The sequence below is a fragment of the Burkholderia sp. LFS061 genome, assembly GCF_047978125.1.
GTDB lineage: Bacteria > Pseudomonadota > Gammaproteobacteria > Burkholderiales > Burkholderiaceae > Burkholderia > Burkholderia pyrrocinia_C.
The window spans coordinates 1-13019 of the sequence record NZ_JBFPFS010000080.1; the positions used below are offsets into that span (position 1 = coordinate 1).

Below are 13019 nucleotides of genomic sequence, written 5' to 3' on the forward strand. Positions count from 1 at the left end.
AGCGGTCCAGCTTCGACGATCCGTCGCCAACTCAGCAGCCAATCGCATACGAAATCCTTTTGCGCAGCGACCTCGTGATCAAGACGAGGCGTTTTTCAACAGCCTGCTAGCCGCCCGCCGCGGCGTCAGGCCGGCGCGCCCACCAGGATCGCGGCGTTGCCGGGAGGCAGCCGGTTCTGCGCCATCAGCTCGTGCGCATCCGGCAGCGCATCCCATGCGAACGTGCGGGACAGGCACGGCTCGACCTTGCCGCGCTCGACCAACCGGTTCGCTTCGGCGGCCTGCTTCATGTGCGCGAAATGGGAACCCTGGATGCGCTTCTGGTGCATCCATACGTAGCGGGCGTCGAAGGTCAGCTTGTAGCCGGTCGTGCTACCGCAGAACAACACCGTGCCGCCGCGCTTCACCAGGTAGCACGACAGCGGGAAAGTCGCCTGCCCCGGATGCTCGATCACCACGTCGACGTTCTCCCGCCGCCCGAGGCAATCCCAGATCGCCTTGCCGAAGCGCCGCGCCTCGCCGAGCCAGGCGTCGTAGCGCGGCGTCTGGACGTCGGGCAACTCGCCCCAGCAGTCATACCGGCTGCGGTCGATGACGCCCTTCGCGCCGAGCCCGGTCACGAATTCGCGGCGCGCTTCGCTGGACACGACGCCCACCGCCTCCATCCCGTTCAAGCGGCAGAGCTGCACCGCGAACGCGCCGACGCCGCCCGCGGCGCCCCACACCAGCGCGGCGCCGCCCAGCCGCATGCCCGGCGCATGCTGGCCGAACAGCATCCGGTAGGCGGTCGCGAGCGTCAGCATGTAGCAGCCGGCCTCGGCCCAGCCCAACCCGGCCGGCTTCGGCAGCAGCTGGTTCCGATGCACGCGCGTGTACTGCGAGAACGAGCCGTCCGGCGTCTCGAACCCCCAGATCCGCTGGCTCGGCGACAGCATCGGATCGCCGCCGTTGCACTCCTCGTCGTCGCCGTCCACCTGATTGCAATGCACGACCACGTGGTCGCCGACCGCCCAGCGCCGGACGTTGCGTCCGACCGCCCAGACGATGCCCGACGCGTCCGAGCCGGCGACGTGGAACGGATGCCCGTGAATGCCGAGCACCGATTGCGGCATGCCGGCCGCCGCCCACACGCCGTTGTAGTTGATCCCCGCCGCCATCACGTAGACCAGCACCTCGTCGTCGCCGATCGTCCAGACCGGCACCACTTCCCTCTGGAACGCGCGGTGCGGCGGCCCGTGGCGATCCGCGCGAATCGTCCACGCATGCATGAGACGCGGCACGACACCGAGCGGCGGCATTTCGCCGATGTCGTACAGCGCCTTGATCGTTTCCCTGCTCATGGTGTCTCCTTCGTTGTTGTGCGTACGCGCCGTGTCACGGCTGCGTCGAGCGTTCGGCGCGCGGGGCGGCGGCCTCGACCACGACGTGCACGCGCGTCGCCGCGCGCCGGGCATGGCGGTTGGCCGCCAGCGTGACGATCAGCGCGGCCAGTTCGCACAGCCCGCCGATCGCGCCGATGTCCGCCACGGAGCTGTACGCGACGATGAACGACCCGAGCGCCGCGCCGAGCGCGAAGCCGAGATACGTGAACGACGAATTGAGCGACAGCGAGACCGGCGCGACGTCGAGGCCGGCGATGCCGATCAGCTTGGTCTGCTGGGCCGGGTTGAACGCCCAGCCGGCCGCGCCCCACGCGGCGATCGCGACCAGGATCGCGACGCGTGCATGCGCCGGCTCCAGGTGCAGCGCGCTGGCGGTCAGGCTCTCGTACGACAGCATCATCACGACCAGGCAGACGATCAGCACCTTGCCGCTGCCGAGGCGGTCGATCGCACGGCCGCTGATGAACACGCCGATGCCGGCGAACACGCCGTACAGCAGCAGCACGGCGCCGACTTCCGCGTCGCTGAAGCCGGGGCGGCCCGTCAGGAACGGCGCGAGATACGGGTAGATGGTCCAGATGCCCGCGGCCCACAGGGTCGTGATGAGCAGCGTGACCAGCACGGCGGGCTGCCGCCCGACTGCCACGCGCTGCGCGAGCGACGGCACCGACAGGTTCGCGCCGATCCCGCGCGGCAGGCCCGCCACCACCCCGAGCGTCACGATCGCGGACAACACGCCGATGCCGGCGAATGTCGCGCGCCAGCCGAAGTGGCCGCCGATCCACGCGCCGAGCGGCACGCCGAGCGCGACGGCGATCGTGATCCCGCCATGGACGGTCGCGAGCGCGCGCCCCCTGCGCTCCGGCGCGACGAGCGAGCCGGCGAGCGCATTTGCGCTCGGCATGTACAGGCCGGCCGACACGGCCAGCAGCACGCGCGCGGCCAGCAGCGACAGATAGCCGGGCGACGCGCAGGCCGCGAAGTTGGCCGCGGAGAAGCACAGCAGCGCGACGATCAGGAAGCGCCGTCGATTGACCCCCGCGCTGACCGTCGTCAGGATCGGCGAGCTGATCGCATAGGAGATCGAAAAGACGGTGACGAGCTGCCCCGCCGCCGCGAGGCTGACGGACAGATCCTTCGCGATGATCGGCAGCAGCCCGGCGAGCATGAATCCTTCGGTGCCGATCGCAAAGGCGCCCAGCGCCAGGAAATACAGCGATGCGTTCTGTTTCAGTTCGGCGGCTGACGCCATGAAATCGTCTCCCTGCTGATGAATCCGGATAGTGGGCGCGCTTGCGCGCCGCCGGTGTTCGCCCGCGCCGGCCTGACGGCGCGGCGCGGGGAAACCGGGTCTGCATGATGCCGCGCCGCGGCGGCGCGCGCCCGCCTGCTGCTTGCGCGGGCGCGTTGCTTCAGCGCGCGGTCGACGAGCTGGACGGGCTGAACACGTCCTGGCCCGTCTGCACGTGGCTCCACGTGAACTGCGCGTTCGACTGCGCGAAATGCCACAGCGCGGAAATGGTCGGCACCTGGTTCTGCGTGCGGCACAGACCCGACCACGACGTCACCGTGCCGTAGTTGCCCCAGTTCACCGCGAACGACACCAGCGTGACGTTGTCCTGGCCGTTCTGCGCCGGTGCGGTGTTGGTCCAGCCGACCAGCGGGAATTGCTGCCCGCTCGTGCCCGACGGCGACCGGTAGGTGCCGGTGATCGCGCCCGTCACCGGATCGACCGACTGGATGTTCATCGTCGAGCCAAGCTGGTTGCCCCACGAGCCGACCAGGCTGGCGCACGACGGCGTGCCGGCCCAGGCCGGCGCCGGCATCATGCCCAGCATGAGAGCGGACGAGGACAGCGCACCGACGGTCGCGAACGACATGAGCATCTTTTTCACTTTTTCATCTCCTTGGTCATGAATGTGCGGATCGTTGCTCCCCGCTGCCGCTCCGCACGAACGGCAGCGTTCGCCTGCAATTCGGGTGCCCCCGCCAGTCCCGGCCGGGCGCACGTCACCGACGTCAGGCCGGCTGGGCCAGCGCGAGCCGCGCCAGCACCACGTCGACCACGCTGCGGGGCGCGTCCTTCACGAAGTAATGCCCGCCGTCGATCTCGCGCACGTCGACCGCGCCCGCGAAGTGCTGCCGCCACGCGTCGATCTCGGCGGCGGTGACGACGTGGTCGTGCGTGCCGCCGAGGATCGTCGCGGGCACCGCCAGCGGCGCGCGCCCCTCGTGGACATAGGAGTTCAGCAGCGCGATCTCGGCCCGCAGGCTGGGCAGGAACACGTTCAGCAGTTCGCTGTCCGCGAGGACCTGTTCCGGAATGCCGCGCAGGCGCTTCAGCCCCTCGATGAATTCCGCTTCCGGCAGGCCCGCGATGTCGCCGACAGGGTTGTGCAGGTGCGGCGCCGGATACGCGGCCAGGAACAGGTGCTCCGGTGCGGGCGCCCCCGCGTCGCGCAACGCATGCGCAAGCCCGAACGCCAGCAGCGCGCCGAGGCTGTGCCCGTAGATCGCGTACGGTGCGTCGAGACGCGGCAGCAGCGCATCGCGCAACGCGTCGACCAGCGCCGGATAGCGGGAATGCGCCGCTTCGGCGTGGCGCGGCGGCCGGCCCGGAAGCTGCAGCGCCTGCAGTTCGATCTCCTCGGGCAAGTGCCGGATCCAGCCGGAAAACACCGAGCCCAGGCCGCCGAGGAACGGGATGCAGAAGATCCGCAGACGCGGCGCGCGCGACGGCCGCGGCACGAGAAACCACTTGCCCGCCTCCGCCGCCGGCGCGGCAACGGTCTGCGCCGGCGGCGGCGCATCGGCCGGACGGTCCGATGCGCCGAGCTGCTGCGTCAGGAATTCGGCGAGCGCGTCGATCGTCGGATGACGCCACAGCACCGCGGACGACAGCGGCAGGCCTACCTCGCTCTCGATCCGGTTGCGCAGTTCGAGGCCCGTCAGGGAATCCAGCCCGGCCTGCGGAAAGGTCGTCGCGGGCGTCAGCGCGGCTTCCGGCACCCGCAGCACCGCGGCGGCATGCCGGCGCAAAAGGGCCTGGATCAGCTCGCGCCGCATCGCCGGCGGCGCGTCCTTGAGGCGCGCCTGCGCCGCGCCGTGGCCCGGCCGCGCGGCGGCGCTGTCGCGCACGATGTCGAAGCGAGGCTGCATCGCCACCGCGGGCGACGCGTCGAGCCAGCGCGCGGCGTCGAACGGGAACACGCCGACCACCGGCTCGTCGCGCTTCATCAGCATGCCGAGGTAGCAGTGCGACTCGCCGGTCGTCAGGCTGGCCGCGCCACGCTCCGCGAGGCGCGCGCCGCGGTCGCCGCGGGCTGCCGCAAGACCGGCGTCCGAGAACGGTCCCCACTGGAGGCTGAGTGCCGGCAAGCCCTGCCCGCGCCGCCACGCGGCGAGCGCATCGAGGCACGCGTTCGCCGCGGCATAGCTCGTTTGCGACGGCGAAGGCAGCAAGGCCGCCGCCGACGAATAGACGACGAAATGATCGAGTGCGCGCCCGGCGGTCAGCTCGTGCAGGTGCCATGCGGCGTCGGCCTTCGGGCCCAGCACGCGCCGGTACGCGTCCGGCGTCTGGGTGTCGACCAGCGCGTCGTTCAGCACGCCGGCCAGGTGATACACGCCGCGCAGCGGACCGAAGCCGGCGTCGATCGCGTCGAGTTCGCGTGCGAGGTCCGCGCGCGACGCCACGTCGATCGCGACCGTCCGCACCTCGGCGCCCTGCCGCCGCAATTGCTCGGCCTGCGCCTGCGCCTCCGCGCCCGCGGCCGAGCGCCCCATCAGGACGATCCGCCGCGCGCCGTTCGCGACCAGCCAGCCGGCGAGCGCCGCGCCGAGGCCGCCGGTGCCGCCCGTGATCAGGTGGGTGCCGCGCAGCAGCGGCGCCGGCCCGCCCGGCTCGGCGACGACGAGATCGGGGTCCTGCATGGCCAGCGCCAGCTTGCCGACGTGCTGCGCCGCCGCCATCTGCCGGAACGCGTCGGCGGCGCGGGACACCGGCAGCACCGTGGTCGGCAGCGACGCGAGCTCGCCCTGCGCGAACGCGTCCAGCACCCGCCGGAACAGCGCGGCGAACTGCTCGGGCCGTTCCCGCTGCAAGCCGCCCAGGTCGATCGCCACGAAGCGGAGCCGCTTCTTGAAGTGACGCATCGACAGCCGGCCGTCCTCATAGATGTCTCGCTTGCCCAGTTCGAGGAACCAGCCGTCGGCGGCCAGCACCCGCAGGTTCTGCTCGATCGCCGCGCCCGCGAGCGAATTGAGCACCATGTCGACCCCGCGCCCGCCGGTCGCGTCGAGCGTCGCGCGCTCGAACGTCGCGTTGCGCGAATCGAACACGTGCCGCACGCCGAGCTCGCGCAGCAACTGGCGCTTGGCTTCGCTGCCGGCCGTCGCGATCACCTCCGCGCCGAGCGACAGCGCGAGCTGCACGGCCGCCAGCCCCGTGCCGCCCGTCGCCGAATGGATCAGCACGCGCTGCCCCGCGCGCAGCGACGCGACCTCCTTCAGCGCGTACCACGCGGTCATCGATGCGATCGGCAACGCGGCCGCCTGCGCCGCCGACAGCGTGTCGGGCTGCGGCGCCACCAGCGCCGCGTCGACGCACGCGTGGCTCGCGAAGCAGTGCGCGCCGATCGCGACCACCCGCTGCCCGACCGCCACGGTCGACACGCCCGGGCCGACGCGCGACACGACCCCGGCGCATTCGCTGCCGAGTGCGACCGAGCGCTCGTCGTCGGCGAGGAAGAAGCCCATCGCACGCATCACGTCCGCGAAATTGAGCGCGGCCGCGTCGATCTCGATTTCCACCTCGCCGGCCCGCGGTTCGACGCGCGGCGTCGCCCGCAGCTTCATCGAACCCAGCACGCCCGGCCGGTCGATCTCGACGCGATAGGGTTCGCCGGCCAGCCGGCTGCCCGGCTCGCGCTCTTCGCCGAGCGGCCGGCGCGCCAGCCTGCCGACCCAGCGCGCCGCGCGCAGCGCGACTTCCGTTTCGGCGGACCCGCCGGCCAGCTCGTCGGCCAGCCGCTCCGCTTGCGCGTGCGCGTCGCACGGATCGACATCGATGCACCGCACGTGCCATTCCGCGTGCTCCGCCGACAGCGCGCGCGCCAGCCCCCAGAGGCCGGCATCGCCCAGCGCCGCGCGGGCCGGCGCGGACTGGCCGGCGACGGCCTGCGCGCCGGCCGACACGAAGCTCAGGCGCGGCGCCTCGCGGCCGTCGAACGCGGCAAGGACGGCCTGCACGAGGCGGAGCGCATCGATGCTCGCCCGGATCGCCGGATCGCCGCCAGCGTCGCCCGCGAGCGCACGCTCGACGCTGTCGCCGATCCAGACGATCGAGCGCGTGCCGTGCCCGTCCGATTCCGCCCACGCGCGCAATGCGACCGCCGGAAACGGCATGCCGTCGTCGGGCATCCAGTGCAGCAGCGCAGCGCCGCCGAGCCGCGCCCGCAGCCGCTCCAGCCACGCTCCGGATGCGTCGCGGCAGGCGGCCACGATCAGCCAATCGCGCGGCGCGGCTTGCGCCTCGGCCGGCAACGGCTGCTCGATCCATGCCTGGCCATGCAGCCAGCGCCCCTGCGCGGGCAGCGCCGCATCGGCGCGCTCGGGGCTCAGCGCGCGCAGCCCGACGATTCGCGCCACCACGCGGCCCGCCGCGTCCCACACGACCAAATCAGCCGTCGACGCGTCGCCGTCGAGCGCGCGCACCCCGTGCACCCAGGCGGGCGCGCCCGCGCCGGCGACGATCGTCGCCCGTTCGACGGAGACCGGCACCCGGGCCGGCTCGCCGTGCCGGAAGCCTAGCCACGCCAGCCCGTGCAGGCACGCATCGAGGTTGAATGCGTCCGGCTGCGCGGCGCCGCCGTCGGCCAGCCTCGCGACGAACGCATCGTCCGCCCACCAGAGCCGCTCGACGCAGCGAAACCGCGGGCCGTATTGCAGCCCCATCCCGTCGAGCGCGTCATACAGCGTCGCGCCGTCCACCTCGTCGCGCATGCGCGCCTGCGCGTCGGCAAACCCCGGCTGCGCGCCGTCGTCCGCCGGGCCGCTCGCGCGGGTCAGGCGGGTCACGCGGCCGCCCGCATGCTCGACCCAGCGGTCGTCGCGCTCGCTGTCGCGACTGCTCACGCGCCAGCCTGCTGCGTCGGGCGATTCGTCGACCAGCACGAGCTGCAGCGGCCGCGGCTCGGTCGCGTCGTCAGGCAATGCCAGCACTTGCCGGAACACGACGTCGGTGACCGCCAGATCCTGGTCCGGCCAGCGCGCCAGCGCGGCCTGCAGCGCCAGCCGCAGGAACCCCGTGCCAGGCAGCAGCGCGCTGCCGTCGATGCGATGCTGCGCGACGAGCGGATGCCCGACGCTCAGCCAGCCGTCGGCCACCAGGGTGCCGGCCTGGCACGCGATCGCGCGCGCGGCGCCGAGGATCGCGTCGGTGTGCCCGTCCGCGCCCGCCGCGCGCCGATAGACGGGCAGCGGAAACTCGACGTGCTCCCAGCTGCGCGGCGGAATCTCGGCCACCCGGCCGGGCGCGCGCTCGACGTCGAGGCGCGCGCCGTGCGCGAACAGCCGGCCGGCGGCCAGCAGCGCCGTGCGTGCCTGCGGGGCATCGTCGTTCATCGCGCATGCGACGCAGCCGTCGACGCCCGCCTGTGCCAGCGCATCCTCGATGGAGGCGCTCAGCGCCGGACGGGGCGAGATTTCCAGGAACAGCCGGTAGCCGCGCGCGATCAGTTTTTCGAGCGTCGGGTAGAGCAGCACCGGTTGCCGCAGATTGGCGGCCCAGTAGTCGGGCGTCAGCGTCGCGCCGTCGATCTCGTCGGCCGTCACCGTCGAATACAGCGGGATCTCCGCCGCGCGCGGCGAAATGGCGGCCACCCCGGCCTTCAGCGGCGCGAGCAGCGGCTCCATGAACGCGCTGTGCGACGCGTAGTCGACCCGCAGCCTGCGGCAGAACACGCCGCGCGCCTGCCACGCGCCGACGAGCGCATCGATCTCGGCTTCCTCGCCGGACACGAGCGTCGACGCCGGCCCGTTGCACGCGGCGAGGGTCACGGCCCGGCCTTCGGCTGCGACCTGCGCCTCGACTTCCGCGCGGCTCATCGCGAGCATCGCCATCGCACCACCCTTTGCCGAGACGCCGAGGCGGCTGCGCTCGCACATGATGCGCGCGGCATCGTCGATCGACAGCGCGCCGGCGACGGCCGCCGCGCTCACCTCGCCCATGCTCTGCCCGACGACCGCGTCGAAGCGCACGCCGAGCGCCCGCAGGTGGGCGGCCAGCGCAACCGCGACCGAGAACAGCAGCGGCTGGACGGTGGCCGCGTCGAGCGCCGCGAAGGCCGCTTCGCCGGCGGCAAGCGCGTCGCGCATCACGCGCCCCGAATGGCGCTCGACCGCCTGCGCGCACTCATCGAATCCACGGGCGAACGCGGGGCTCGTCGCGATCAGTTCGCGCCCCATCCCGACCCATTGCGCGCCTTGCCCGGAAAACACCGCGACGACGCCGCGCTCGCCGGGCAGCCGCTCGCCGCGCATGACCTCCGCCGGCGCCGCGCCGTCCGCGAACGCGTTCAGCTGCGCCGCGAGTTCGGCCGCGTCGCAGCCCGCGACCGCGATGCGCAGCGCGCCCGGATTGCGCCGCGCGCGTGCCGTGTGGCAGAGCTCGCGCCACTGCGCGGGCGCATCGGCGAGACGGCGCGCGAAGCGCCGCGCCTGGTCGCGCAGCCCCGCCTCCGACGCGGCGCTCAGGAACACGGCATCCGCGTCGCCGGGCAGGGGCGCCGCGGCCTCGGCGGGCGACGGCGGCTGCTCGATGAGCGCGTGCGCGTTCGTGCCGCTGAAGCCGAACGAGCTGACGCCCGCGATCCGGCTGCCGGACGGGTTGAGCGGAAACGGCGTGGGCACCGTCGGCACCTGCAGCCGCTCGGCCTCCCAGTCGAAATGCGGATTGAGTCCGTTCAGGTGCAGGTTCGGCGGAATCGTCGCGTGCCGCAGCGCGAGCACCGCGCGCAGCAGCCCGGCCAGTCCTGCGCCCGCTTCGAGATGACCGATGTTGGTCTTCGCGGAGCCGACCCACAGCGGTGACGCGCGATCGATGCCGTAGGCCGCCGCAGCAGCGGAGAGTTCGATCGGATCGCCCAGTTCGGTCCCGGTGCCGTGCGCCTCCAGGTAGCCGACGTCGCTCGGGCTCAGTTTCGCGCGCGACAGGCACGCGCGTAGCAGCTCGGTCTGCGCGAGCCGGTTCGGCGCGGTCAGCCCGTTGCTGCGTCCATCCTGGTTGAGCGCCGTCTCGCGCACCGACGCGAGGATCCGATCGCCATCCCGCAGCGCATCGCCCAGCCGCTTCAGGACCAGTACGACGCAACCTTCGCCGCGCACGTAGCCGTCCGCGTCCGCCGAGAACGCACGGCACCGCCCGCTCGGCGACAGCGCATTGAGCTTCGCGAGCGCCACCGAGGATTCCGGGCCGGCGCTCACGTGCACGCCGCCCGCGAGCGCGATGCGCGTCTCGCCCTTGCGCAGCGCCTGGCATGCCAGGTGCAGCGCGACCAGCGACGACGAGCAGGCGGTGTCGATGCTGAGCGCCGGCCCCTGGAAGCCGAACGTGTAGGCGAGCCGCCCGGACGCGGTGGCGAGCGACGCGCCGGTTGCCGAGTAGGTGTCGGCGGACTCGGTCGCGAACCGGTGCACGAAATCGTTCGCGCAGATCCCGACGTAGACGGCGGTGTCGCTGCCGCGCAAGCCGTCGATGTCCAGCCCCGCGTGGTCGAGCGCCTCGTACGACACTTCGAGCAGTTGCCGCTGCTGCGGCTCCATGCGCTCCGCCTCCCGCGCGGAGAGGCCGAACGCGGCCGGATCGAAACGGTCCGCGCCGTCCAGCACGGCCATCGCGTCGCTGTATACCTTGCCCGCCGCGTTGCGATTCCGGTCGAACAGGCCCGGGGCGTTCCAGCGCGCCTCAGGCAGCCCGGATACCGCATCGCCGCCGCTTGCCAGCAACGCCCAATAACTGTCGAGATCGACGACGCCGCCCGGCAGCCGGCAAGCCGCCCCGACGATCGCGATCGGCTCCGAGCGCTCGCGCTCGACCGCCTCCAGCTTGAGCCGGCTGCGTTCGAGCGCCGACAGCGCGCGCAACAGCGAAGAATCAGCACCCATTGCCGTCATCACAGATGTCCTTCCAATGCAGAGATTTCCCGTTCGAGCCGGGCGACCAGTTCGTCCCCGGACAGGTCGGTCCGCGCGACCGGCGCGGGCGCTGCGCCCGTCTTGTCCGTCTTGTCCTCGTCGCCCGCCAGCGCGGCGAGATGCGCGGCAAGCGCCTCGATGCTCGGGTAGTCGAACGCGATCGTCGGCGCGAGGCGCCGGCCCGTGAGCGCGCATAGCTCGTTGCGCAGTTCCATCGCCATCAACGAATCGAGGCCCAGTTCGCGCAACGGCATCCGCACGTCGAGCCGCGTCGACGGCCGGGTGCCGGTCACCTTGCGCACCGCCTGCTCGACCAGCGCGCGCGGATCGACGTCGCGCTCCGGCGCGGCGGCGGCCGGCGACGATCCGGCCGGCGGGCTCCCGACGTCCGCCAGCAGCGACGGGCGCACGACGCGCGCCTGCGCGAGCGTCGCCCAATCGGCCGCGATCACCGCGACCTGGCTATCGGGGGCGCGCAGCAGCCGCGCGAGGCTGGCCATGCCGCTCGCCGGCTTCAGCAGGAACTGGCCTTGTGCGCGCAGCCGGCGCAGCGCGGGGGCCTCCATCGAGCCCGCCATGCCGGCTCCGCTCCAGCCGCCCCAGTTGACGGCAAGGGCCGGCAGGCCGAGGCGGCGGCGGTGCTGGACCAGCGCGTCGAGATAGCCATTGGCCGCCGCGTAGTTGCCCTGGCCCGCTGCGCCGAGCGTCGACGCGATCGACGAGTAGACGACGAAGAAGTCCAGCGGCACCCGCGCGGTCCGCTCGTGAATCCAGCGTGCACCGTCCGCCTTGGGCGCGATCACGCGGCCGTAGCGCATCTCGTCGAGCGCGCTCAGCGGCGCGTCGTCGAGCGTGCCGGCGGCGTGCAGTACGCCCCGCAGCGGCGGCCAGCCGTCCGCGAGCGCGGCGAACAGGCTGTCGACATCCGCCTCGACGCCGACGTCGGCAGGCGTCCAGCCGCACCGCACGCCGCGCGCCGACAGGTGTTCGAGCAGCGCGTCGAGCGCCGCGTTGCGGGTGCGCGAGGCCAGCATCAGGTGCCTGGCGCCGCGCTCGACCAGCCATTGCGCGGCTTCCCGGCCGAGCGCGCCGCTTGCGCCGGTGACGAGGTAGGTCGCGCCGGCCGGCAACGCATCGGCGTCGTCGTCGGCGACGCGCAGCACGACCTTGCCCACGTGACGGCCCTGCGCCATCGTGCGGAACGCCGTGCGAGCGGCGCGCAGCGGATGGACCGTGCGCGGCAGCGGCTGCAGCTCGCCGCGCGCGAACATCGCCTGCAGCTCGCCGAACAGCGCCTCGATCCGGTCGCCCGGCACGTCGGCAATGTCGAACGGCAGGTAGCGCGCGCCCGGATGATGCGCGGCGACGCGCGCCGGCGGCCAGATCTCCGCCTTGCCCATTTCCAGGAAGACACCCGACGGGCACAGCGCGCGCAGGCTTTCCGGGATGAAGTCGCCGGTCAGCGCGTTGAGCACGGCGTCGACGCCGCGGCCGCCGGTTCTCGCGAGAATCTCGTCGGCAAATCCCAGGCTGCGCGAATCGAAGCGATGCTCGACGCCCAGCCGCTCCAGCACACCGCGCTTGCCCGCGCTCGCGGTGGCGAACACCTGCACGCCCATGCGTTGCGCCAGCTGGACCGCCGCGAGGCCGACGCCCGTGGCGGCGGCGTGAATCAGGATGCGCTGGCCGCGCGCGAGACCGCCGAGCGTCGTCAGCGCATGGTGCGCGGTCAGGAAGGCGACGGGCACGGTGGCCGCCGCCTCGAACGACCAGTCGTCGGGCATCCGCGCCACGTAGCGGGCGTCGACGACCGCATGCGACGCGAAGCTCCCGTCGGCCATCGCCATCACGCGGTCGCCGACCCGCAGCGTCGTCACGCCATCGCCGATCGCGGTAACCACACCGCTCAACTCGCCGCCGATGCCGTTCGCGCTCGCCGGCAGCTTGCCGAGCACGCGCAGTACGTCGCGGAAATTGAGGCCGGCGGCGCGCACCGCGATCGCGACCTCCCCGCGTTCCGGCCGCGGCGTCGCGCAGGCGGCCAGCGCCAGCGACTCCAGCCGGCCGTCGGCCGCCGCCGCGAGCCGGTACGACGCCGCGGACGGCACGGCCAGGCTGTCGTCGCCGGCAGCCATCCGCAGCCGCAACGCGTAGCGGCGCGCACGCAGGCACACATCGGTCTCGCCGTCGGTGCGCCACAGCTCCGGCCAAAGCGCGTCCGCCGCCGCGTCGTCCGGCAGGCCGCGCGCCAGGTCGACGTTGGTGCAGCGCAGGTCCGGGTATTCGACCGCGAGCGTGCGCCCCAGCGCCGCGATCGCGCCGGCCGCCGGCACGCCCGGCTCCGGATCGTCGGCCGGCGACCACGCGCCCGCGGTCACGAGCCAGAGCTTGAACCCCGGCGCCAGCAGTGCCGCGGCGAGCGCGACGGCCAATGCGCCGACG

5 protein-coding genes are annotated in these 13019 nt (G+C 73.0%); all 5 read right to left on the reverse strand.

All coding sequences use genetic code 11. The annotated features are described in order from the left end of the window. Positions 1 to 125: 125 nt before the first annotated feature. Complete coding sequence (gene ccrA / locus ACNQQL_RS35055) at positions 126 to 1340, reverse strand: crotonyl-CoA carboxylase/reductase (protein ID WP_347069163.1); 1215 nt, start codon at positions 1338 to 1340, stop codon at positions 126 to 128. Positions 1341 to 1374: 34 nt separating this feature from the next. After that, the gene (locus tag ACNQQL_RS35060; protein WP_347069167.1) at positions 1375 to 2634 is read right to left on the reverse strand and encodes an MFS transporter; all 1260 of its coding nucleotides are present in this window, start codon (positions 2632 to 2634) and stop codon (positions 1375 to 1377) included. A gap of 160 nt (positions 2635 to 2794) precedes the next feature. Further along, positions 2795 to 3277, reverse strand: coding sequence for an avidin/streptavidin family protein (locus tag ACNQQL_RS35065; protein WP_275557382.1), 483 nt, complete (start codon positions 3275 to 3277; stop codon positions 2795 to 2797). Between the two features lie 124 nt (positions 3278 to 3401). Then, the gene (locus ACNQQL_RS35070) at positions 3402 to 10547 is read right to left on the reverse strand and encodes an SDR family NAD(P)-dependent oxidoreductase (RefSeq protein ID WP_347069176.1); all 7146 of its coding nucleotides are present in this window, start codon (positions 10545 to 10547) and stop codon (positions 3402 to 3404) included. An 8-nt stretch (positions 10548 to 10555) separates the two neighbouring features. Then, the coding region (locus ACNQQL_RS35075) for an SDR family NAD(P)-dependent oxidoreductase (protein ID WP_347069181.1) at positions 10556 to 13019 on the reverse strand (2464 nt) is incomplete at its 5' end.